Genomic DNA, 21,411 nt, shown 5'->3' with positions numbered 1-21,411 from the left:
CGGTGCGGCGGGCGCGGTCTGCTGCCGCGCCCGCCGCACCGCGCGCCCCCGTCCTGGGCGCGCGGACTCAGGCGTCCTTGAGCTCCTGGCGCTGGCGGCCGAGGCCGTCGATCTCGAGCTCGACCACGTCACCGGCGCGCAGGAACGGCTTGGGCTCGGGCTGTCCGAGCGCGACACCCGCCGGCGTACCGGTGTTGATGACGTCGCCCGGGTACAGGACCATGAACCGGCTGACGTACCGGACGACGTCGGCGACCGGGAAGATCTGGTCGGCGGTCGTGCCGTCCTGCTTGAGCTCGCCGTTGACCCACAGCCGCAGCCCCAGGGCCTGCGGGTCCGGCACCTCGTCCGAGGTCACGAGCCACGGGCCCAGCGGGTTGAACGTCTCGCAGTTCTTGCCCTTGTCCCAGGTGCCGCCGCGTTCGATCTGGAACTCGCGTTCGGAGACGTCATGGGCCACGGTGTAACCGGCGACGTACGACAGCGGGTCCTCGTCCGGCTCGATGTAGCGGGCCGTACGTCCGATGACCACCGCGAGCTCGACCTCCCAGTCGGTCTTGCGGCTGCCGCGCGGGACGAGCACGGTGTCGTCCGGTCCGACGACGGTGTCGGCGGCCTTGAAGAAGACGACCGGCTCCGCCGGAGGCTCGGCCCCGGTCTCCGCGGCGTGGTCGTGGTAGTTCAGCCCGATGCACACGACCTTTCCGATCCGGCCCACCGGCGGCCCGATGCGGAGCCCGGCCGCGTCGAGTACGGGCAGGTCACCGGCCTCGGCCGCGGTCCTGATCCGGTAGAGGGCGGCGGCGTCGGCGAGCAGCGCCCCGTCGATGTCCGTGACGAGACCGGACAGGTCGCGCAGCGTCCCGTCCTGGTCGAGCAGCGCGGGACGCTCGGCGCCTGCCGTGCCGACACGCAGCAACTTCATGGTCTGTCTCCCCTGGTCGAGTACGGACCCGGCCCGATAGGTGCGGCCATCGGAGGATCGGAGGATTGGCTGATCCTCCAAGACGTCCGACCACCCTGCAAGACCCTGTTCACAACCTGGACCCTTACCGATGGGTAGCGGTCCGCGCCCCTGGAGGACCTGACCCGGATCCCGGACCGGTGGGGGCCCCGCTGCCGCGCGTGCGGCGCGACGCACGAGGCCGCCGCCCCGCCCCGGCCAAGCGCCCCGTCCCGCCCCGCCCCGCCCCCGGCGAGGGTCGCCGCCCCGCCCGGCTAGGGTCGGTGCCATGTCCGTCGCACGCTCGGTCGCCCTTTTCCTCGCCGCGGCCTTCCTCGAGATCGGCGGGGCCTGGCTCGTCTGGCAGGGCCTGCGCGAGCACCGGGGCCTGCTCTGGATCGGCGGCGGCGTGGTCGCGCTCGGCCTGTACGGCGTGGTCGCCACGTTCCAGAGCGACGCGAACTTCGGCCGTATCCTCGCCGCGTACGGCGGCGTCTTCGTCGCCGGTTCCCTCGCCTGGGGCATGGTCGCGGACGGCTACCGGCCCGACCGTTACGACATCGTCGGCGCGCTGATCTGCCTCGCCGGGATGGCCGTCATCATGTACGCGCCGCGCGGCCACTGACACCCCGGCGGCCGCCCGGGCCGAGCGTTCAGAGCTGTGTCACCGGCACCGGTGTGTCCCGGTAGAGGAACACCCGTTCCACGGCCGTCCAGGTGGTGGAGGTGACGACGTAGAGCGCCGCGGCCAGCGGTACGACGGCGACGGTCGCGAGCGTGGCGAACGACAGCAGCGGCATGATCTTGGTCATCGCCCCCATGCCCGGCATCAGTTCGCCGGTCATGGGGGCGGCGGCCATCTGCCGCTTGGTACGCCGGTAGGTGAAGGTCGCGACGACGGCGACGATCACGAAGAGAGCGACGTAGACGAGACCGGCCCCGCCGAACATCCCGCCGTGCGCGAGGGCGTCCGTCCAGCGGTCGCCGAGAGGCGCGTCGAACAGCGCGTGGCCGAGGAGACCGTTCGGTTCTCCGCCGATCTCGGTGCTCGAGAACAGGTGGTACATCAGGAAGAACGCCGGCAGCTGCAGCAGGCTCGGCAGGCAGCCGGAGAGCGGCGACACCTTCTCCCGCGCGTACAGCTCCATCGTGGCCTTCTGCAGCCGCTCCGCATCCTTGGCGTGCCTGCCGTACTTGGTGCGCAGTTCGGCGAGCTGCGGCGCGAGGCGGGTACGGGCCTTCTGGCCACGGGCGGCCGCGCGGGAGAGGGGGTGGACGGCGAGACGCACGAGCGCGGTGAAGACGATGATCGCGGCGGCGGTGGCGGACGCGGCGAACAGCGGCCGGAGCAGCTCCGCGAGCTGCTCGACCAGGGTGGCGAAAACGGACATGGGTGAGCCCTCCGGGGGTCTCGTCGTGCCGGGAACGAGGACATGACGGCATGACGGCCCGCGCGGGGACTGCGTGGTGGTGCCTACAGGGCCGTCAGGAGGGGACGACCGGGCGCTCGGGGACGCGTACGCCCCCGGGCATCGGGATCTCGCTGCGGCAGGAACGCGGTGCGCTGCTCGCGGTCGCGCAGGGCGGTCCGGACGCGGGTGCGTGGCACGACGGGCGCGCAGCGCGCACTGATGACGGCACAGACGAGGAGGGCGGATCCCACGGCGGCGGTGGCGGTCGCGGCGAGCGCGAGCGCGGCGGAGATGCTGCCGCCGTCGACGAGCAGGATCTCGATCAGCAGCAGGAGCAGCAGCGCGGCGGGCCGCAGCAACCGAGCCGTACGACCGGCCATGCGCCCCTCCCTCTGTCTGTGACGGCCGGGGCGTGCTCGCGCCGGCCTCGCGCACACGGGAAGACGAACGACTCCCTTCCCGAGTTCCCGTCCCCCGTGCGCCAGTTGGGCGTCTCCGGGGGTGCGCATCCGGACGGACGGCCCGCCATGGGCGTCGGTCTCAGCTATTTGAACGGTTGATTACAGAGAATCACGTTGCGGTCACGTTAACTGTGCAGGTCTTGACGCTTCTCGACCCACAGAGTTGGCTTTCGGCCACCTTGGCTGCAAATGATGCGGCCTGTCAGGGAGGTTGGATTCAACCAATGAACGCACTTCTGCGTCGTGCCGCCGTCGCAGCCGCCACGGCCGCGATGGTCGTACCGCTCTTTGGCTGTGGGACCACCGAGGAACCGGGTGTGAGGCTGAGCGATGACATCGTTGTTGGTCTGCTGCTTCCGGAGAACCAGGCCGCTCGCTACGAGCAGTTCGACAAGCCGGTCATCGAGGAACGCATAGCCCGGCTCACCAACAGCAAGGGCAAGGTCCTCTACGCCAACGCCAAGCACGACGCCGATCTGCAGACGCAGCAGCTCGAATCGATGATCGAGGAACAGGTCGACGTGCTGATCGTCGACGCGGTGGACGCCAAGGCCATCGCCGGCGCGATCGAGAAGGCCGACGAGGCCGACATCCCCGTCGTCGCCTTCGACCGCCTCGCCGAGGGACCGATCGACGGGTACGTCTCCTTCGACAACGAACAGGTCGGCCACATCCAGGGCAAGGCCCTGCTGAAGGCCCTCGGCGACGACGCCGGGTCCGGCAAGGTCGTGATGATGAACGGCGCCCTCACGGACCCGAACGCCGCCATGTTCAAGAAGGGCGCCCACACCGAGCTCGACGGCAAGGTGGAGGTCGGCCTGGAGTACGACACCAAGGACTGGAAGCCGGAGAACGCCAAGGCCAACATGGACGCGGCGATCGCCACCCTCGGCAAGGACGCCATCGTCGGCGTGTACTCCGCCAACGACGGCATGGCGGGCGGCATCATCTCCGCGCTCAAGGCCGCCGGCCTGTCCGACCTCCCGCCGGTCACCGGTCAGGACGCGGAACTCGCGGCGGTCCAGCGCATCGTCGCCGGTGATCAGTACATGACGGTCTACAAGCAGTACGCGCCGGAGGCCGCCGCCGCCGCCGAGATGGCCATCCTGCTGGCCAGGAACATGTCCCTCGGAGCCGCCGCGCACACCGACATCGACACCCCGACGGAGAAGGCCGTCCCCACCGTGCGCATCCCGGTCATCGCGCTGACCAAGGAGAACATCAAGGAGACCGTCGTCGCCGACGGCCTCTACACGGTGGAGCAGATCTGCGTCCCGGAGTTCGCGGACGCCTGCGAGGAGCTCGGCCTCTTGTAGCGGAACCCCGCCCCGGGTGTCGGTACGTCACGCGCCCGTGGCCATCACGCCGTGCACCGGGACCGGTGGTCAGCGCGGCCGCATCGAGGCCAGCCGGCCCCACACCACCAGCCGGTACCTCGAGCTGAACTCGGGCGTGCACGTCGTCATCGTCAGGTAGTGCCCCGCCGCGCCGTACCCGGCGGCGGGGCGCACCACGCTCCGCGGGACGGGCTCGATCACCCCGGTGTCACCGGGCAGGGTCTTCGTGAGCACCTTGTCCACCGCGTACACGTAGACCGCGTCGCGCGTCTCGATCTCCACGGTGTCGCCGGGACGGAGCCGGTCGATGCGGCGGAAGGGCTCCCCGTGGGTGTTGCGGTGCCCGGCGACGGCGAAGTTCCCGGCCCGGCCGGGCTGGGCGGTCCGCGGGTAGTGCCCGACGTACCCCTTGTCGAGGACGCCCCGCTTGGCGACGCCCTCGGCGACGGGCGCGACGACACCGAGGCTGGGTATCCGCAGGACGGCGTACGCCTGGTCCCGGCGGGGGCGGGCCGACCGGGGCTCCGGCTCCGGGCCGGCCCCGTCCGCTGCGCCGGGCTCCTGTCCCGTCTCGTCCGGCACCGGCACCGGCACCGGCACGGGATCCGGAGCCTCGCGCTCCCAGCGCCGCTCCAGTGCCTGGACCTGCCGCGCCGCGCCCTGTCCGGCCTGCCGGTTGCTCCACCACAACTGGTGGACCACGAGGAGCAGCACGACGACGCCGAACGTGACGGCCACCTCCGCGGCGGTCCACAGCAGCCGGGCGAGCCGCAGGCGCCGCTGCCGCCGTCCCCGTACCGGCGAGAGTTGCCGTGTCCCCGTCCGGCGCGCAGCCCGGGGCCGTGACCGCTGCCGCTCCCACCGCCTCCGCACGGGCGCAGGGTAGGGCGGACGTCTTCAACTCACCAGCGTTCCGGCCCGCTCGGACCGGGTGCACCCGGCACCGGGTCCGGCCCTGGCCGTGCCCGGGGGCGGAATCGGGTCGGCCCCCTGCCGTGGCCCGTACAGCAGTACGGTGTGCTGCATGCGCCCCGACACGCCTGCTGACCACATTGCCGAAGCCGAGCGCCTGCTGCGTACCGCCGAGCAGTATCCGGAGGACGCGGAACCGCTGCTCCTCCAGGCCGCAGCCCACCTGGAACTCGCCGGTGAACGCGGCCGTGCCTCCACCCTCTACGACCGCCTGCTGGCGTCCGAGCACCCCGAGCACCCGCTGCTGGTCAAGGCCCTCCAGGCCGCCAACCTCTGGGAGTACGGTCACGAGGCCGAGGCCCGCGCCCTGATCGACGGCATCCGCTCCGCCGCGCCGACGGAGGCCGCGCCGTGGGAGATCGTCGCCGAGACGCTGGAGAACCACGACGAGCTCGAGGCCTCCCACGAGTGCTTCTCGACGGCGCTGTCGATCCTCCTCACCGAGGGCGAGGACGACGTCCCTTATGCGACGCGGTCCCTCCTCTCCGGCCGGCACCGCGTCCGCCGCCTGCTGGGCCGCCCCCACGACGAGTGGGACTCCCTGGCCGACCGGGTCCACTCCGGCCACACCCCCGACGTCTCCCTCGACGAACTCCACGACCCGAAGCGCCTGTGGGCGCTCGGCTCCGACAACCCCGCAGAGCTGAAGGCCGAGATCGCCCGGCTCCGCTCCGAACTGGGCTCCTACCGCTCGGCCCTGTCCCGCCCCTTCCCGGTCGCGGTCCTCCACTGGCCGGAGGCGGAGCTCGACGAACTCCTCGAGGCGTATCCGCAGCTCGAGTCCGAGTACCCGACCCACCGGGCCCACCTCACGGACATCGAGGCCTCCCTGCGTGACCTGTCTGCGACGGGCACGCAGAACCTGGGGATCGTGACGGCGACGGTCCCCTCGTACGAGGCCTTCGCCGCCTCCGAGCAGTCCTCCCCCGCGAACGCGGACCTCCTGCCCCAATACGCGACCACGCTGGCCGCCCGCGGCCGCGCGGTGGCCTGGCCGCCGCCGAAGGGCACGGCCTGCTGGTGCGGATCGGGACGGACGTACGGACAGTGCCACGGGGTGCCGGAGCTGTAGCCCGCGGTCGGGATGCGTGGCGCGCCGCCTCGTCGGCGTCGTGCCACCGCGTACGCACAGCGACGAACGGCGACGAGCGGGCCGTGGCACCGACCGGGGTGGTCGGTGCCACGGCCCGCTCGTGGTGCGGTGACGGGGCCGGGTCCGTCGAACCGGTCCGTTCCGGTTCGGTCCGGGCCCGTCCCGGTCCAGGTCCAGGTCCGGGTACGGTTTCGATCCGGGTCCGGACCCGGGTGGCCGGTGGGTCAGGGGCGGACGAGCAGCACGTTGCCGAGCGAACGCTGACCGGCGGCGTCCGACGGCCGGTTGACGACTCCGGAGCCCGCGGTCGCCATGACGCTGGATCCCCCGCCGTCGAGGTTCATCGCCTCACGCGCGCCGAGGGCCTTCATGAGCTCAGCGGTCCACGCGATGCCGAGGCCCTCGCTGTAGCCGGCCTGCCGGCCGTCGACGACCACGAGCATCATCCGGCCCTGCCCGTCGACGCCGATCATCGAACGCGGGTTGCTGCGCACGGTCCAGTTGTAGGTGAAGGTCTGGTCCGTGCCCTCGCGGATCAGCCCGTCCGCCGCGGCGTTGACCGAGACCCTCCCGTCCCGCACCAGGGTCGGGCCGACCTGGAGGATGGTCGTGTCCGGGGTGAGCGCGACCCTGCGGCCCCGGCCGTCCTCCACCCGTTCGGTGACCGTCAGCCTCGTGCCGACCCGGGCGTGCTCGAGCAGCCAGCCGGCACGGTCCCCGATGGCCTGAACAATCGACCCGTCCGCGGGCACCGCCGCACCGCGCGAGGTGTTCACCGCGGTCACCCTGCCCGTCGCGTCGAGGACCACCTCGGCCCCGGCGCCGGTCGGCGTCCTGCCGAACTCCGGTGTGAAGCGTACGAGTTCGCTGCTGTCGGTGCACCGCAGGTCGTGCTGCGGCTTTTCGGTGGGCAGGTCGCCACCCACACCACCGCAGTTCCAGACGTCGCCGGGCACCCGGTTGACCCCGTCGATCTCGACCGTCTCACCACCGGCCCGCAGCGTCACATGCGCCGTGAAGGTGTCCACGTCGACCGACCGGCCCCCGCGGGTGATCTTCACGCCGCCCCGGCCCTGCGTCGCGGAGCCGAGCAGCTTGCCGTCCTTGACGTACAGACCGCCGGGGGCGTTGTTGTAGAACCACTGGCCGTTGACTCCGGCTATCGCGCCGGTCGCGGCCATGAGGTCGGTCAGCTTCTCCGTACCGTTCAGCGCCGGTCCGAAGTCGGTGCCCACAGTGCCGTCGAACGTGCGGAAGTCCACGCGCATGACGTGCACCTTCTGCGGTGCGCCGATGTCGTTGCCGTCCTGCGCGGTGTAACGGGTGCCGCCCGCGAACCCGGCCGCCCTGACCTGGTTCAGCACGGCCGCCGCGTCCGCCTCGGCCGCGTACCGTCCGACCCGCACGGTCCATCCCAGCGTCCCGGCGGGCCGGTCGGCGTAGGCGGGGATCACGACCCGCTCCACTCGCGGGGCGAAGCCCTTGTCCCGGACCGCGTCGGCGACGCGATCGGCGATCGCCCTCGAACCCAGCGCCGTACCCGCGCTCTTGAGCGGCCCGTCGACGGTCGCCGGCAGGTACACGTGCACGGTCCAGTGGTCGTCGGCGTCACGCCTCCCCAACGACATCGAGGTCAGCGTCACACCCGGTCTCACGGTGGTGGTCTCGGACGCGGCACCGAGGAGCAGTGACGGCGTCGCGGAACGGGCGCCGGAGACTGCGGTCGGCGCCGCCGGGGACGCCGGTGCCGCGGCGGCTGCCCCGGCGGAGACGGAGCCCGGCGGCGGCGATGCCTCCGCGCCGGGCACGACCACGGCCGCGCCCACAACTGCCGCAGCCGCTGCCAGGATGGAGAGGGACTTTCGCTGCATGATCGTCCTTCAATCGTCGGAACTGTACGGCGGGGACAGTCAATTACCGCCAGATGTCCCGGGGCACAACTCCCGCAGCTGCTCGGTTGAAGGCACTTGTTCCTGCAGATGAATGCGGACGGATACGGAGCGGGCGGGCCGCCCGCGTTCACCGCGCGCCGGCCCGCCGTCCGCACCGTACGGTGGGGCCGATGCGGCCGGCGGGCCCAAGAGGCGGCCAGGGCTCAGTGGTTACGTGCGCCACACGGTCCCGCGGCGCTCGTACTCGAGCACCTCCTCGGCGAACAACGCCACCTCAGGGCCGTAGAACCGTTCGAGCAGCCAAATGCCGAGGTCGATGCCCGATGTGACCCCGCCGCACGTCACCAGGTCGCCGTCGTCGACGACCCGGCCCCCGACGACGCGGCCGCCCTGCGCCTGGAGGTCCTCCGTGGCGATGTGGTGCGTGGTGCAGGGGCGTCCGGTGGTGATCCCCGCGGCGGAGAGGAGCATGGTGCCGGTGCACACCCCGCCGAGGATCAGGCCGGGGCGCCGGGCCGCCTTCAGGGCGCGGGGCAGAACACCGCGCCGCACCTCTCGCTGGAGGCCGGAACCCTCGCCGTATCCGGCGCCCGGCACGACGATCAGGTCGGCGGAGCGGGGCGACCAGGGAGCACGGCAGACCACCTCCATACCGGCGGACGTCTTCACCGTGCGGGGTCCGTCGGCGGTGACGAAGGTCTGCGCGATGCGCTCTTCCCCGACGATCCCGAAGACTTCGATGTGGCCCGCGAAGTCCTGCTCCTCGACGCCGTCGTACAGCACCGTGTGGACGCGTAACGGCTCACGGCGCGGACGGGCGTCCACGGGTTCGGGAGCGGTCGCGGCTGCGGTTGCGGTTGCGGTTGCGGTTGCGGGTGCTGACGAGGGCGCCGGTGGGGAGCCTGCGGACACTGCGGCACTCGCCGGAGTGGCGGCGGCACCCATGAGGCCGGCACCGCCGATCGCCGCGGCGGCACCGGACCGGAGCAGATTTCGCCTGTGCAAGGGGGGCAAGGGAGTCCTCCGTGAAGACGCGTGAACCGTGCCCCCGAGTGCCTGTTGCCGGGCGCTCCGGGGGCCGAAGACGCGCTCAGTCTTCCGGCGAGAAGTGCCCCGTGACAGCGGCTCGAGTGCCCATGATGCGCAAGATGCGGCCAGGCCGGCGGCGGCCGGGCGCTGACTACATACGAAAGGCCGTGCGGTACGCGGACGGTGTGGTCCCGACCTGACGCGCGAAGTGGTGCCGGAAGGTCTCGACCGACCCGAAGCCGGTGGCCTCCGCGACCCGCCGCATGGGGAGTTCGGTGCTCTCCAGGAGCTCCCGCGCACGCTGGAGGCGATGGTCGAGCAGCCAGCGCAACGGCGTGGTGCCGGTCTGCGCGCGGAAGTGCCGCGCCAGGCTGCGCTTGCTCATCATCGCGTGGGCGGCGATGTCGGCGACGGTCAGCGGCTCGCCCAGCTTGTCCCGCATCCACTGCAGTGTCGCGCCGAGGTCGGCGGAGTCGCACTCCGGCGCCCGGTACTCGATGAACTGCGCCTGCCCGCCCGTCCGCTGCGGCGCCATGACCATCATGCGGGCGACGTCCGCGGCCACCGCCGCGCCGTGGTCGCGGCGCACCATGTGCAGACACAGGTCCAGACCCGCGGCGATCCCCGCGGACGTCAGCACCTGCCCGTCGTCGACGAACAGCACCGAGGGGTCGACCTGGGTGCCGGGGAACCGGTCGGCCAGCGCGTCGGCGAACCGCCAGTGCGTCGTCACCCGCCGCCCGTCCAGCAACCCGGCCCGGGCGAGCACGAAGGCCCCCGTACAGATGGAGGCGATCCGCTTCCCCGCGGCCTCCGCGTCCTGCAACAACCGCAGCGCCCGCGGGTGAGGCGCCTCCTCGGCGGCGACACCGGGCACGATGACGGTGTCCGCGTCACGGACGTCGTCCCAGCGGTACGGGGACGAGAGCCGGAACGGCTGCGCGGGCCCGGCACTCGCCGTGACGGCCCGATCGGCGCAGACCCGCACGTCGTAGGCGGGAGAACCGTCAGGGTGGGTGGCGAGCGTGAACACCTGGCAGGGAATGGCGAGATCGAAGGCCGACACTCCGTCGAGCGCGAGCACCGCAACTACGTGCATGCGTCCGGAGCCTACGTCGACGCGTGAGGGGGCGCTGGCGCCCGCCCATCTCCCCCGCCCGCAAGCGCACCACCATGGCACTGCGTCCGGCTGAGCACTAGCCACCTCACCCGTGTCAGTGACGCCTGCTATCACTGACGTCAACTGAAGTGGGGAGGGAACGCGATGCCGGGTCCCGTCAACGCCAGCCAGCCCGTCGCTGGTCTGTACGAGCAACTCATCACTTTGCGGCTCGAGAACCAGCTCAAGGAGCTCCGTAGCGACCGATGGCGCGCCATCGACGACACGGTGGGACCTGAATCGTCTGCGCACGTCATCGCTCGACATGTGGCGGAGACAGCGAAACTGGTGTTGGAGCGCCTGCCGGCGAAGGAGCGAGTACATGCCGCGAACCACATGCTCGAATCGATGAGCACCCTCGAGGGGGCCAAAGAGTGGGTGGATCTCGTAGCGGAAGGTCCCCGTCAACTCCTTGCCATCGCGGAACAGCAAGCCAAGGGAGTGTACGCGATTCGTCCAGCGACGCCGCTGTCCGACACGGCGCTGATTACCAACTCGCCTGGAGACCCTAGCTTTGGCTTTGAGCTGCGCGCGGAGCTGGCCACGGCAGACAGAGTCGACCTGCTCTGCGCATTCGTGAAGTGGCACGGGCTGCGTGTCATAGAGCAATCCCTCGAATCAGCACACGCCCGAGGCGTACCTATAAGGGTCATCACCACGACATATATCGGCGCGACCGAGCGCCGAGCTTTGGACAAGCTCGTCCAGAAGTACGACGCTGAGGTGAAGGTCAATTATGAGCTGCGTTCAACACGCTTGCACGCCAAGGCGTGGCTCTTCCGGCGTAACAGCGGCTATGACACGGCCTACGTCGGCAGCTCCAATCTTTCGAAGGCCGCCCTCCTCGATGGCCTGGAGTGGAACGTTCGGCTGTCGTCCATCGCCACGCCTGAGGTCGTGCGCAAGTTTGAGGCCACCTTCGACTCTTACTGGAGCGAGTCAGCCTTCGAACTGTACGACCCGGACCGTGACGGCTCTCGCCTTGACGACGCTCTTCAGCAGGCAGGCCGTGGCACGAGTGGCGGCTCTGACGGCAGCCGAGGCATCACACTCTCCGGTCTAGAAGTGCGCCCGTACCCGCACCAGCGCGACATGCTGGAGCGGCTGGAGGTTGAGCGCACTGTCCACGGTCGCCACCGCAACCTACTCGTGGCCGCCACTGGCACAGGAAAGACCGTCATGGCAGCCCTTGACTACAAGCGGCTCCTGCACCAGTACGGCCGAAAACTGCGGCTCCTTTTCGTGGCCCACCGACAAGAGATTCTTCGCCAATCGTTGCGTACGTATCAGGACGTACTCATCGATGCTAATTTCGGTCAAGAGTTTCACAGCGGCATCGTTCCGGATGACTGGACGCATGTCTTCGCTAGCGTGCAGTCTCTCAACGCTCGATCCTTGGAACGCTTCCCCCCGGACCACTTCGACGTGATCGTCATCGACGAGTTTCACCACGGCGTGTCGCCGACATATCGCCGCATCATTGATCATTTCAATCCGTTGGAGCTCCTCGGCCTCACGGCGACTCCTGAGCGCATGGATGGCCGCAACGTCCAGGACGAGTTCTTCGATGGACGGATTGCAGCGGAAATGCGACTGTGGGAAGCGCTGGAGAACGAACTTCTGAGCCCCTTCCACTACTTCGGGGTCACCGACAACACTGACATGAGCGCCATTGCGTGGAAGCGAGGATCATACGACTCAGCCGCCCTCAGCACCTTGTTCACCGGCAATGAAGCCCGGGCGCGCCTCGTCGTACGGGCTGTACGTGACAAGGTGACTGATCCCACGTCCATGCGTGCGCTCGGCTTCTGTGTTTCCGTAGCTCACGCCGAATTCATGGCCGACTTCTTCCAGCGCGCTGGGCTCAACGCGGTGGCTCTCTCGGGTGAGACGTCACGCAACCTGCGCAAGGCAGCGCTAGATGACCTCCGGTCCGGCGAACTGCAAGTCATCTTCTCCGTCGACCTCTTCAATGAAGGCCTGGACGTACCGGACGTCGACACTCTGATCCTGCTTCGCCCGACGTCGAGCGCCACGGTGTTCCTCCAGCAGCTCGGCCGCGGGCTACGGCGCAGCGAAGGCAAGGCCGTGCTCACCGTACTGGACTTCATCGGCCAGCATCGCAAGGAGTTCCGCTTCGAGGAGCAGTTCCGGTCCCTGACGAACCTCACGCGCAATCGACTGCTCGACAGCATTGAGCATGACTTTCCGCAGTTGCCCTCTGGCTGCCAGATCATCCTTGAGTCCAAAGCCAAGGAGCTGATCCTTGCCAACATCCGCAGCCAGATCGGCGTCAACGTAACCCAATTGGCACAAGAGGTAAGCCGATATGCGGAGCCGCGACTGTCAGCGTACTTGAGAGAGAGCGGCAGAGAACTCAAAGAGCTGTACCGCGGCAACGGCAACTCCTGGACGGGTCTCTTGCGTCGCGCGCGGCTACTCACAGCCCCGGCTCCAGAGGGAGAAGCCGCTCTACTCAGGCGAGCCTCTGCGTTCCTGCACGTCGATGACCCGCAACGCGTCGCGGCCTACTCCGCACTCCTAGAGGATGACGCACCCGACTACGCCCACCTCAACGAACGCGAGCAGGCGTTCGCACGAATGCTTTATTTCTCGCTGTGGCCGCTAGGCGGATTCCGTACATACCAATCGGGGCTGAGCTTCCTCCAGCAGCACGCCGCATTCCGCGACGAACTGCGGCAGGTTCTGGCTCACAACCTCGATCACACGGACCACGTCCCGATTCCGCTCCTCGGCGCACTAGCTGACCTTCCCCTGACCATCCACGCCTCATACAGCCGGGAGGAAATTCTCCCCGCCCTGGGCCAATCGTCCATCGATGGTTTCCTGCCGGGACACTTCCGTGAAGGCGTGAAGTGGTGCGAGAACGTCAAGACGGACGCACTCCTGATCACCCTTGAGAAGGACGAGAAGGACTTCTCGCCCCAAACGCGGTATCGGGACTACGCGATGAGTAGTCGACTCTTCCACTGGGAGTCCCAGAACCAGACCTCCGAGAGCTCCCCCACGGGCCTGCGCTACCAACACCACAAGGACCAGGGTTCACACGTCCTCCTCTTCGTTCGCCGCTACAAGAAGACGGACATCGGCGGCCCCCAGCCTTGGATGCTCCTTGGGCCAGCCGAGTACGTCGAGCACAGGGGCAGCAAGCCCATGGGCATCACCTGGGACCTGCGGCACGAGATCCCCGCAGACGTGTGGACGTATTCAGCAATCGCTGCGAGTTAGGCGTGGGTAGGACACCGTTGGGTCCGACCGGCTCGACGGTGCCCCACTCCGTCACTTACGGCGCGCTGTCCACGGCCCACTCGACGGACAATGGCGATCCCTGCCAACCACTCTCTGTTCGCCACAGGGAGGCGATGCCGTGGTCCTCGAGGTACTGGGAGTAGACACCGGTGTCGCTCGTGAAAAGGGCAAGCAGGTAGGGATCGGACCGGCCAAGCTCACGGTAGTAGAAGTAGCGAGATGACGCCGGGCTGGTCCAGAAACGGTCCCCGCCGATCTCCGACCGGTTATCAAAGTACGTTCCCGTGCAAAGGCGAACCGCCCCGTTCGGAGAATTGCGTCGGGCGAAGCGACAGCCTCGGCCGGCAACCGGGGCCGGCTGTTCGAGCCACTGTCCCGCCTGCCATGCTCCCCGGCGTGATCTTCCGTACCGCGACGCGCTCCGACCTTGCCGCGATCATCGCTCTCCTGGCCGACGAGGAGACTGTGCTCGACCCCTCCGCGATCGACGTGGACGAGGCATACGCCAAGGCCTTCGAGGCCATCGACGCCGACGGGCGCAACGAGATGATGGTCCTGGACGAGGGGGACGGTACGGTCCTCGGCTGCCTCCAACTCACGTACATCCGGGCCTGGGACGCCATGGCGCAGAGCGTGCGTTGATCGAGGCGGTCCGGATACGGGCCGATCGGCGCGGTGCCGGGCTCGGCCGTGAGCTGCTCGTCCGGGCCATCGACCGGGCGCGCGGCCGTGGCTGCACCTTGGTGCAGCTGACCAGCAACAAAAGCCGTGTCGAGGCCCATCGGTTCTACGGATCGCTGGGGTTCGTCCGGAGCCACGACGGGTTCAAGCTGCCGCTTTGAAGCGAGACCTGGGAAGCGGGACCCGGGGAGCGACGTGCCCCGGGGCGGGCTGTCCTAGTGCCACAGGTCGGCGCCGCACCACGGTCCCGGCCGCCGGGACAGGCGATCCCCACCGCACACGGACGCCGAGCAACGCCGGCAGCCGCGTCGCCGGGTCGCCGGGTCGCCGGGTGACTCGGCAGAGTGTCGGCTTCCCGGCGGCAGGGGCACGGCTGACCATGAGCCGTATGAACGTCGTCAGCCAGGTTTTCGTGCTCGTCGCCGCGGCCGTCCATGTCGCCGTGTGGCCGCTGGAGAGTTTCCTCTACGGGCGCCCGCAGGTGCGGGTCCTGCTCACCGGCAGCACTGCGGACGCGCCCGAGGTGCGACTGTGGCGGTTCAACGTCGGCTTCTACAACCTCTTCCTCGCCCTCGGCCTGATCGCCGGGTTCGTCGCGCTGCACCTAGGGCACGAGACGGTCGGCCGCACGCTGATCATCTACCTGTCGTTCTTCATGATCGGTGGCGGGATCATGCTCTTCATCTCCGACCCCAAACTGTGGCGCGGCTCGCTCGGGCAGGCGCTGCCCCCGGCCGTCGTCCTGCTGGCCGACGTCCTCTAGGCGGCCGGCACGGGGCGACGAGAGCAGGTCGGCGCCGGCGAGTCAGGCGACGGTCATACGGTAGATCTGCCGTGAGCCGCCCTCCGGGCCCGGTTCCGTGGCCTCCGCCGGGGTGAATCCCAGGCGTTCGTAGAAGACGCGGGCGCCGCTGGTGACGGCCCCGGGGTGATCGGGGCCGAAGCTGACGACCTCGATCGTGGCCGGGCCGCTCCGTACGAACCGGCTCATGGCATCCGCCATCAGCGCCTTGCCGACGCCCCGGCCCCGAGCCTGTGACGAGACCACGAGCCAGTGGACGTGGTGCGTCGGGTGGCTCGGGCCGAACAGGAGACCGCCGAGCAGGTCAGGCCCGCCGGCGGTGGCGACGAGCGCGGTCGACCGGCCGATGTGCTCGGTCACCGCCTGGTGGAAGCCGGGGTCGTCGACCATCGGGCCGAACCAGTCCTCCACCTGCGCCGCGAGGCCCAAGTAACCCTCGAAGTCGTCCTTCTGCGCCGCTCTGATCTCCATCAGGGAAGTCTGGCACGGCGCACGCCGATCCCCCGTCTGCTTGGCTGACCGGCGGGGCCCGCAGACGACGGACGCGGATCCGTCGATCAGCAGGACTGCCGGCCGTGGCCGACACTCCGGCCACGGGGCCGTGCGCTGCGCGATGTGTCCGCGTTCCCGGCGGGTACGGTCGGCCCGTGCCGGGACGCGACACGGCGAGGTGCCGGCCGCCGGGCGTCACGGGCCTGCCTTCCGGAAGGGCCACGGCGGCCCGCCCGCACCGGTCCCGGCCGGGCCCGAGACGACCGAGGAGTACGTGAGACCTGATGCCCGCCCCCGAAGAGGACGCGCCCGACGCAGCCGACGCGCCCATCACACCTGACGTGCCCGACACACCTGACGTGCCCCACACACCTGAAGCACCTGGCACCTCCACGTCGCCCCTCAGCCCCGTGATCGTGAGCAGCGAACCCGGCTCGTTCCCCTGGGCCGTCCTGGCCGAACGCCACCCGGTGCTCATTCAGCAGGTCCGCGACGCGTTCCCTCTCGGGCCCGTTCAGCACGCCGCCCTCGACGCTCTGCTCGCCGAGGCCACCGAAGGTGTGATCGAGCCGCTCGACGCGGACGCGCACGACCGCGAGCGGTGGGCGGCGTGGGGGCAGGGGTACTTCGGCCGTTCCTGGTTCGACGTGCCGTTCCTGTGGGCCGAGAGCTTCTTCTACCGCAAACTCCTCGGCGCCCTCGGCTACTTCACGCCCGGCCCCTGGCAGGGCATCGATCCCTTCGGTCCCTTCAAGGCCGCTGAACTGGCCGGCAAGCTGGTGGACGAGGAGCTCGCCGCCCTCGACGAACTGTCCGGGCGGCCCGCCGACGTCCAGGCGTCCGCCCTCCTCCTGGGATCCCTGTGGGGCAACCGCGCCGATCTCGGCTTCCGTATCGACTCCGGCGGCGCCCACGAGTCGACGGCCGCCGGCCCGGACTCGGGGCTCGTCGCCGACGAGAGTGCGCGGCTGTGGGCCCTGCTGCCGACCGGTGGCGCGGCGACCGTCCACCTCGTCGCGGACAACGCGGGCCGGGAGCTCATTCCCGACCTCGTCCTCATCGACCACCTGCTGCACTCGGAGCGGGCCGCCGAGGTGGTCCTTCATGTGAAGCCGCACCCGTACTACATCTCCGACGCGACCATGTCGGACGTCATCGACAGCCTGCGCCGGCTCGCCCACGCGCCCGAGGCCGGTTACGCCGCGGAGATCGGCCGGCGCCTGTGGGCCGCGACAGCCGCCGGACGGCTGACGGTCCGCGCGCACGAGTTCTTCTGCGCCCCGTTCCCGTACAGCGCGATGCCCGACGATCTGCGGGAGCAGTTCGCGGCCGCCACGGTGACCGTCCTCAAGGGCGACCTGAACTACCGGCGCCTCGTCGGCGACCGACTGTGGCCCCCGACAACGCCTTTCGCGGAGCGGACCGCATACTTCCCGGGCCCGGTCGCGGCGCTGCGCACCCTGAAGTCGGACGTGATCACCGGCCTGGACCGTGACGTCCTGGCCGCGCTCGAGGCGAGCGGGAAGGCGTGGCGCACCAGCGGCACCCATGCGTTGGTGCAGGTCGACACCCGGTCCCGCTGAGGGTTCGACGGTGGCTCAGCAGTCGACCACCTGCCCCGGGCATTGTCAGTGCCCTGCGGCATCCTGCATCGCATGGCACTGACGGGCATCGAGAACGCTCTGCGCGCCTCCTGGGCGGCCGACACCTGCTCCCCCGACGACCAGGCGCGCGCCAGGTGGAGCGCCGACAACCCGGCGTGGGGGCACTGCGACATAACGGCCCTCGTCGTGCACGACCTGCTCGGAGGGGAGCTCGTGGTCGGCGAGGTTCATCTGGCGGGTGAACCGCAGGGCTTCCACTGGTGGAACCGGCTGCCCGGCGGCTTCGAGGTGGATCTCACACGCGAGCAGTTCCGCCTGGGCCAGGCGGTCACGGCCGCGCGGACCGTCCAGCGGCCCGCGGGCCGGACACGGCGGCGGTGGGAGGAGTACGAGCTGCTGCGCGGCCGGGTCGCCGCGCGGCTGCCCGGTCTCTTCCCGGACTCCTCGGCGGACAAGCCGGAGCGCGTGGCACCCGAGACAGGTGAGCCGGACACGCCCCAAGCAGTCGTCGCGGGCGAGCCGGAGCGCGCAGCACCCGAGACGAGTGAGCCGGAACGCCGGGCGTTCGACGCCTGTGAGCCGGAGCGCCGGGCGTTCGACGCGGGCGGGCACCGGCTGTCGTACCTGGACTTCGGGGGCCGGGGCCGGCCGCTGCTCGCCCTGCACGGCCACTTCTGCGAAGGCCGTACGTTCACCGCTCTCGCCGCCGCGCTCGCCCCCGACTGGCGGGTCATCGCCCTGGACCAGCGCGGTCACGGCCGGTCGGACCGGACACCCGAGTACGACCGGGACGGCTACGTACGGGACGCGGCGGCACTCCTCGACCACCTCGGGCTGGACGGGGTCGTGGTGCTCGGGCACTCGCTCGGCGGCGTCAACGCGTACCAGCTCGCGGCCCGCCACCCGCATCTGGTGCGCGCGCTCGTCATCGAGGACATAGGCGCGGTCGCGGAGGACGACCTGTCGTTCTGCCTGTCGTGGCCGCGCCGGGCGCCGACACGCGCCGCCCTGATCGAGGGCCTGGGGGACTCCGTCCGTTACCTGGCGGACGCCGTACGGGAGCACCCGGACGGCTGGGGCCTCGCCTTCGATCCGCAGGACATGGTCACCTCGCAAGGACGCCTCCGGGGCGACCACTGGGACGACTGGCTGGCGAGCGACTGCCCCGCGCTGCTCGTCCACGGCACGCACAGCGATGTGCTCAGCGCGGAGCACGCGGCGGCCATGACCGCCCGCCGCAAGGACACCCGGCTCGTGTCACTGCCCACCGGTCACACGGTCCACGACACGGCTCCGGCGGACTTCGCCACGGCCGTACGGGAGTTCCTGGCGGAGCTGCCGTAGTCGCCGGGCAGCACGACCGGGGCCCTGAAGGCTCCCGTCACCCAACGCCCCGGGCATCGAAGGCTCCGGAACGGACGGCCCAGCCGCCAAGGCGCCGGTACCGGGCCTGGTCCGGCTGCCGAGAACTCCTTCGCCGGGCCCCCTCTTGCCCTAACCTTCCGATCGGGGAATGCGGGAATGGGGAATGCGGCCGACGCGGGGGAACGCGGGGATCAGGGGGAGGGCTCGTGGCCCGACGTGACGACATGTCCTGCGCGGGGATCGGCTGCGCGGGGTTCTTGATATTGGTGGTGTGCGTCGTCGTCGGCAGTCTGCTGGCGCAGCCGGTGCTCATGCCCGATCTGCTGTCGGTCCAGACGCCACCCCAGAAGCTGAGGGGGGCGGGCCAGTACCTCGCCGTGTACGGCGTCTCCGTGGTGACGGCCGCCGTCCTCGCCGTGTTCTCCGGCCGTAGCCGGCGGTTCGTGTGGTGGGTGGTCGTCGGCCGCACCGCCCTCTATCTGGGCGTCGGCTGGTCGGCGATGCTCTGGGCCGAGGCACAGGTCGACTCGCCGTACTGGAACGTCCGCGGCCTCGCCGTGAGCGCAGCGACGGGTGTCGCCGCGTTCGTCGTCCACCGCGGGATCCGCTGGTGGGACGCGACCCGCGCGAACCGGGCCCCCGGCAGCCGGCTGGGCCGCCGGCCGGCCCGCGGCGAGGTGTGGCTCGCGATGGTCCCGTACCGGGAGTCGGACCAGGCGGCGCAGCACTACTGCGTGGTCCTCCGGACGCGTGCCGGCCACGCCGAGGTCCTCCAGATCACCTCGAAGAACAAGGACGGCCGCGCGGACCACATCCGCATCCCCAACGCCGGCTGGGACCATGTCTCCGGTCGTGACCACTGGGTGGAGATCGGTGTCCCCCCGCGGCCGGTCCCCTACACCGACTTCCTCAAGTCCCGCCCTCAGGGCCGCTGTCCTCGTGACACATGGCGACAGCTCCGCGCGTCGGCACCCGCGGGTGCGACCGGGGGCCGCGGCCGCGCCCTGCTGTCACGCTTCACACAGGGCGGAGCCTGACCGGACCGCGGGAAGCGGAGAGGACTGCGGGAACCTGCCTGTCACGCCTGCGACTTGATGAGCTTGCCGTCCGCCGCGACCACGAACCACTCGCCGTCCAGGCCCTGGCCGTTCACATCGCCGGCCGTCACGTCGCCCACGTAGTAGTACAGCGGCCAGTCGCCGTAGACCGCCTGCTCCGCGCCCGCGCCGAGCTTGATCTCCTTCAGCAGCGACGCGTCCGTGCCCTCGCCGGCCGTCACGTCCTTGGCGGAGATCAGCGCCGGCCAGACCGCGATGCAGTCGGCGTCGCAGTTGGCCTGGCCCGGCTTGTCCTTGGTGAATCCGTACAGCGTGCGGCCCTGGTCGTCGACGAGGATCGTGCCGAGGTCCGACTCCGCGGTCCTGATCGAGATGGAGGGGGGAGGCGGCTGCTTCGGCGGTGCCGTGTCCGCGGACCCGTCGGCGGCGGGCTGCTCCCCCGCCGGCGTCTTTGCCGGGGATCCCGCCGGGGACTCGGCCTGCGGCTGGTCCGCCGGCTGCCCGGCCGCACCTGCTCCGTACGACGAGCCCGAGCCGCCGGAGTCCTCGCACGCGGTCGCGGTGAGCAGCGCCAACGCCATCAGCGGGGCTGCGATCAGGGCCTTGGTACGGCCAGGGTTCCGGGTGCTGCGCATGGTGGTGTCCCTCGGCTTCCGAGTGTGTGAACAGCTGTGCGTACGGCGGGTGGTACGGCCTCAACTGACCTGCTGTTCAATCGGATTCAACGGATTCCCCATTTGAACGGGCCGCCCGGGCGACGCGTACAAGACCCCGACCGACCACGACCGGTCGGCCCAGAATGAGAGGTTCATCCGCAATGCACAAGCGCACTCTCGCCGTGCCGGCCGCCGCCCTCGTGCTGGCCGTGGCCGGTGTCGTCCCAGCCGTCGCGCACGACAGCCATGGAGCGGGGCGAAGCAGCACGCACACCGCTGCCACGTTCACCAAACCCAGCCACGGCAAGGCCGTCACCTTCGCCGTCGTCATGACCGGCGCGCACGAGGTGCCCGACGCGAGCGGGGCGGCCGTGAACGACCCCGACGGGAAGGCGGTCGCACTGATGCAGGTGAAGGGCGACCGGGTGGTCTTCGCGATGCAGTGGAAGGGCTTCGTACCGAGCCAGGGCCACATCCACGAGGGTGCCGCCGGGCAGAACGGCGATGTGAAGGTGCCGCTGTTCGGCACCGCGATGCCCGAGTCGCTGCACTCCGCGGCGGGCCACACGACCCTCACCGACGCCGCGCTCGCCAAGAGTCTGATCGAGCATCCCTCCGGGTTCTACATGAACCTGCACAGCGAGGAGTTCCCCGGCGGGGCAGTGCGCGGCCAGCTGAAGCAGCTCCACGAGAACATCAACCCGCTCCACATCATCAAGGGCGGCAAGCTGCGTGCCCTGGCCAACGGCGCCCAGGAGGTCGCCAACAACGACGCGACGAAGGTCAACGACCGGGACGGGAAAGCGGTGACGTTCCTGCACCCCAAGGGAACGACCGTCGACTTCTCGCTCGCCTGGGCGGACATCAAGGCGCCCGCCGCCGCCCACATCCACAAGGGCGACTTCGGCAAGAACGGCGACGTGGTGCTGGGCTTCTTCGACAAGCCGGTACCGGAGGGCCTGTTCGCCGTCTCCGGCCGGCTGCACGACCAGCACGCCGGGGTGGTCAAGGAGATCCGTGACAATCCGTGGGGCTTCTACTCCAACATCCACACGGAGGAGTTCCCCGACGGCGCGGTCCGGGGCCAGCTCTTCCACTAGGACGAGGACGTTCTAGGCTCGGAACGGCACGACCGAACGACCTGAACGACGGCACGGCTTTCCGACGACACCCGTCGGCACGGGC

At 70.1% G+C, this 21,411-nt stretch carries 20 protein-coding genes; 11 read left to right on the top strand and 9 right to left on the bottom strand.

Features of this window, described 5'->3' with window-relative positions; genetic code table 11:
* Positions 1-67: 67 nt before the first annotated feature.
* On the bottom strand, positions 68-925 hold the full coding sequence (locus tag ACIPJI_RS00755; protein WP_402243734.1) for a fumarylacetoacetate hydrolase family protein: 858 nt from the start codon (positions 923-925) through the stop codon (positions 68-70).
* A 307-nt stretch (positions 926-1,232) separates the two neighbouring features.
* Here ACIPJI_RS00755 and ACIPJI_RS00750 point away from each other — a divergent pair, with 307 nt between their 5' ends.
* On the top strand, positions 1,233-1,568 hold the full coding sequence (locus tag ACIPJI_RS00750) for a YnfA family protein (protein WP_307706605.1): 336 nt from the start codon (positions 1,233-1,235) through the stop codon (positions 1,566-1,568).
* Positions 1,569-1,596: 28 nt separating this feature from the next.
* Here ACIPJI_RS00750 and ACIPJI_RS00745 read toward each other — a convergent pair whose 3' ends face one another.
* Complete coding sequence (locus tag ACIPJI_RS00745; RefSeq protein WP_402243733.1) at positions 1,597-2,334, bottom strand: YidC/Oxa1 family membrane protein insertase; 738 nt, start codon at positions 2,332-2,334, stop codon at positions 1,597-1,599.
* 83 nt (positions 2,335-2,417) lie between these two features.
* Positions 2,418-2,735 carry a DUF6412 domain-containing protein gene (locus ACIPJI_RS00740; RefSeq protein WP_307706607.1) on the bottom strand — a complete coding sequence of 106 codons (318 nt, stop codon included), beginning with the start codon at positions 2,733-2,735 and terminating at the stop codon, positions 2,418-2,420.
* 305 nt (positions 2,736-3,040) lie between these two features.
* Between ACIPJI_RS00740 and ACIPJI_RS00735 the strand changes: the two genes are divergently transcribed.
* Positions 3,041-4,132, top strand: coding sequence for a sugar ABC transporter substrate-binding protein (locus tag ACIPJI_RS00735; protein WP_402243732.1), 1,092 nt, complete (start codon positions 3,041-3,043; stop codon positions 4,130-4,132).
* Between the two features lie 69 nt (positions 4,133-4,201).
* Here the strand turns inward: ACIPJI_RS00735 and ACIPJI_RS00730 are convergent, their stop codons facing one another.
* Entirely contained in the window at positions 4,202-4,927 is a 726-nt protein-coding gene (locus tag ACIPJI_RS00730; RefSeq protein ID WP_402244703.1) for a class E sortase, read from the bottom strand.
* A 250-nt stretch (positions 4,928-5,177) separates the two neighbouring features.
* Between ACIPJI_RS00730 and ACIPJI_RS00725 the strand changes: the two genes are divergently transcribed.
* Positions 5,178-6,197 (top strand): SEC-C domain-containing protein, encoded by a 1,020-nt coding sequence (locus ACIPJI_RS00725; RefSeq protein WP_307706609.1) that lies wholly within the window; start codon positions 5,178-5,180, stop codon positions 6,195-6,197.
* A gap of 245 nt (positions 6,198-6,442) precedes the next feature.
* On the opposite strand, the gene ACIPJI_RS00720 is transcribed toward ACIPJI_RS00725, so the two are convergent.
* The 3 genes from ACIPJI_RS00720 to ACIPJI_RS00710 form a co-directional block, all read right to left on the bottom strand.
* Positions 6,443-8,089, bottom strand: coding sequence for a phosphodiester glycosidase family protein (locus ACIPJI_RS00720; RefSeq protein ID WP_402243731.1), 1,647 nt, complete (start codon positions 8,087-8,089; stop codon positions 6,443-6,445).
* Between the two features lie 231 nt (positions 8,090-8,320).
* On the bottom strand, positions 8,321-9,055 hold the full coding sequence (locus ACIPJI_RS00715) for a DJ-1/PfpI family protein (protein WP_402244701.1): 735 nt from the start codon (positions 9,053-9,055) through the stop codon (positions 8,321-8,323).
* A 235-nt stretch (positions 9,056-9,290) separates the two neighbouring features.
* Entirely contained in the window at positions 9,291-10,238 is a 948-nt protein-coding gene (locus ACIPJI_RS00710) for a GlxA family transcriptional regulator (protein ID WP_402243730.1), read from the bottom strand.
* A 165-nt stretch (positions 10,239-10,403) separates the two neighbouring features.
* Between ACIPJI_RS00710 and ACIPJI_RS00705 the strand changes: the two genes are divergently transcribed.
* The 4 genes from ACIPJI_RS00705 to ACIPJI_RS00690 all read left to right on the top strand — a co-directional run bounded on the left by ACIPJI_RS00705 (position 10,404) and on the right by ACIPJI_RS00690 (position 15,012).
* A complete protein-coding gene (locus ACIPJI_RS00705) occupies positions 10,404-13,547 on the top strand; it encodes a DUF3427 domain-containing protein (protein ID WP_402243729.1) in 3,144 nt (1,047 codons plus the stop codon).
* Between the two features lie 417 nt (positions 13,548-13,964).
* Positions 13,965-14,210, top strand: coding sequence for a hypothetical protein (locus tag ACIPJI_RS00700; protein WP_402243728.1), 246 nt, complete (start codon positions 13,965-13,967; stop codon positions 14,208-14,210).
* Positions 14,207-14,410, top strand: a complete 204-nt coding sequence (locus ACIPJI_RS00695) for a GNAT family N-acetyltransferase (RefSeq protein ID WP_402243727.1) — start codon at positions 14,207-14,209, stop codon at positions 14,408-14,410. The genes ACIPJI_RS00700 and ACIPJI_RS00695 overlap by 4 nt, the downstream gene beginning before the upstream one ends.
* Positions 14,411-14,628: 218 nt before the next feature.
* Positions 14,629-15,012 (top strand): DUF1304 domain-containing protein, encoded by a 384-nt coding sequence (locus ACIPJI_RS00690; RefSeq protein ID WP_356621978.1) that lies wholly within the window; start codon positions 14,629-14,631, stop codon positions 15,010-15,012.
* A gap of 42 nt (positions 15,013-15,054) precedes the next feature.
* On the opposite strand, the gene ACIPJI_RS00685 is transcribed toward ACIPJI_RS00690, so the two are convergent.
* Positions 15,055-15,522 (bottom strand): GNAT family N-acetyltransferase, encoded by a 468-nt coding sequence (locus ACIPJI_RS00685; RefSeq protein WP_402243726.1) that lies wholly within the window; start codon positions 15,520-15,522, stop codon positions 15,055-15,057.
* A gap of 362 nt (positions 15,523-15,884) precedes the next feature.
* Between ACIPJI_RS00685 and ACIPJI_RS00680 the strand changes: the two genes are divergently transcribed.
* From ACIPJI_RS00680 to ACIPJI_RS00670, 3 genes are all read left to right on the top strand, one after another.
* Positions 15,885-17,126 (top strand): damage-control phosphatase ARMT1 family protein, encoded by a 1,242-nt coding sequence (locus tag ACIPJI_RS00680; protein ID WP_402244699.1) that lies wholly within the window; start codon positions 15,885-15,887, stop codon positions 17,124-17,126.
* Positions 17,127-17,198: 72 nt separating this feature from the next.
* Positions 17,199-18,491 (top strand): alpha/beta fold hydrolase, encoded by a 1,293-nt coding sequence (locus tag ACIPJI_RS00675; RefSeq protein WP_402243725.1) that lies wholly within the window; start codon positions 17,199-17,201, stop codon positions 18,489-18,491.
* Between the two features lie 227 nt (positions 18,492-18,718).
* A complete protein-coding gene (locus tag ACIPJI_RS00670; RefSeq protein WP_402243724.1) occupies positions 18,719-19,549 on the top strand; it encodes a hypothetical protein in 831 nt (276 codons plus the stop codon).
* A 41-nt stretch (positions 19,550-19,590) separates the two neighbouring features.
* Here the strand turns inward: ACIPJI_RS00670 and ACIPJI_RS00665 are convergent, their stop codons facing one another.
* Positions 19,591-20,205 carry a hypothetical protein gene (locus ACIPJI_RS00665; protein WP_307706621.1) on the bottom strand — a complete coding sequence of 205 codons (615 nt, stop codon included), beginning with the start codon at positions 20,203-20,205 and terminating at the stop codon, positions 19,591-19,593.
* Positions 20,206-20,387: 182 nt separating this feature from the next.
* Between ACIPJI_RS00665 and ACIPJI_RS00660 the strand changes: the two genes are divergently transcribed.
* On the top strand, positions 20,388-21,326 hold the full coding sequence (locus ACIPJI_RS00660) for a CHRD domain-containing protein (RefSeq protein ID WP_307706622.1): 939 nt from the start codon (positions 20,388-20,390) through the stop codon (positions 21,324-21,326).
* The last annotated feature ends 85 nt before the right edge of the window (positions 21,327-21,411 follow it).

It is taken from the genome of Streptomyces sp. NPDC086835, assembly GCF_044745705.1.
Classification (GTDB): domain Bacteria; phylum Actinomycetota; class Actinomycetes; order Streptomycetales; family Streptomycetaceae; genus Streptomyces.
Note: the sequence above shows the minus strand (reverse complement) of the source record. Positions and strands in the feature narration are given on the sequence as shown.

Excerpts from the sequence above, each read along its gene's own strand:
- ACIPJI_RS00755 (WP_402243734.1), bottom strand. The coding sequence starts at position 925 with ATGAAGTTGCTGCGTGTCGGCACGGCAGGCGCCGAGCGTCCCGCGCTG.
- ACIPJI_RS00750 (WP_307706605.1), top strand. The coding sequence starts at position 1,233 with ATGTCCGTCGCACGCTCGGTCGCCCTTTTCCTCGCCGCGGCCTTCCTC.
- ACIPJI_RS00745 (WP_402243733.1), bottom strand. The coding sequence starts at position 2,334 with ATGTCCGTTTTCGCCACCCTGGTCGAGCAGCTCGCGGAGCTGCTCCGG.
- ACIPJI_RS00740 (WP_307706607.1), bottom strand. The coding sequence starts at position 2,735 with ATGGCCGGTCGTACGGCTCGGTTGCTGCGGCCCGCCGCGCTGCTGCTC.
- ACIPJI_RS00735 (WP_402243732.1), top strand. The coding sequence starts at position 3,041 with ATGAACGCACTTCTGCGTCGTGCCGCCGTCGCAGCCGCCACGGCCGCG.
- ACIPJI_RS00725 (WP_307706609.1), top strand. The coding sequence starts at position 5,178 with ATGCGCCCCGACACGCCTGCTGACCACATTGCCGAAGCCGAGCGCCTG.
- ACIPJI_RS00720 (WP_402243731.1), bottom strand. The coding sequence starts at position 8,089 with ATGCAGCGAAAGTCCCTCTCCATCCTGGCAGCGGCTGCGGCAGTTGTG.
- ACIPJI_RS00715 (WP_402244701.1), bottom strand. The coding sequence starts at position 9,055 with ATGGGTGCCGCCGCCACTCCGGCGAGTGCCGCAGTGTCCGCAGGCTCC.
- ACIPJI_RS00710 (WP_402243730.1), bottom strand. The coding sequence starts at position 10,238 with ATGCACGTAGTTGCGGTGCTCGCGCTCGACGGAGTGTCGGCCTTCGAT.
- ACIPJI_RS00705 (WP_402243729.1), top strand. The coding sequence starts at position 10,404 with ATGCCGGGTCCCGTCAACGCCAGCCAGCCCGTCGCTGGTCTGTACGAG.
- ACIPJI_RS00690 (WP_356621978.1), top strand. The coding sequence starts at position 14,629 with ATGAGCCGTATGAACGTCGTCAGCCAGGTTTTCGTGCTCGTCGCCGCG.
- ACIPJI_RS00685 (WP_402243726.1), bottom strand. The coding sequence starts at position 15,522 with ATGGAGATCAGAGCGGCGCAGAAGGACGACTTCGAGGGTTACTTGGGC.
- ACIPJI_RS00675 (WP_402243725.1), top strand. The coding sequence starts at position 17,199 with ATGGCACTGACGGGCATCGAGAACGCTCTGCGCGCCTCCTGGGCGGCC.
- ACIPJI_RS00665 (WP_307706621.1), bottom strand. The coding sequence starts at position 20,205 with ATGCGCAGCACCCGGAACCCTGGCCGTACCAAGGCCCTGATCGCAGCC.
- ACIPJI_RS00660 (WP_307706622.1), top strand. The coding sequence starts at position 20,388 with ATGCACAAGCGCACTCTCGCCGTGCCGGCCGCCGCCCTCGTGCTGGCC.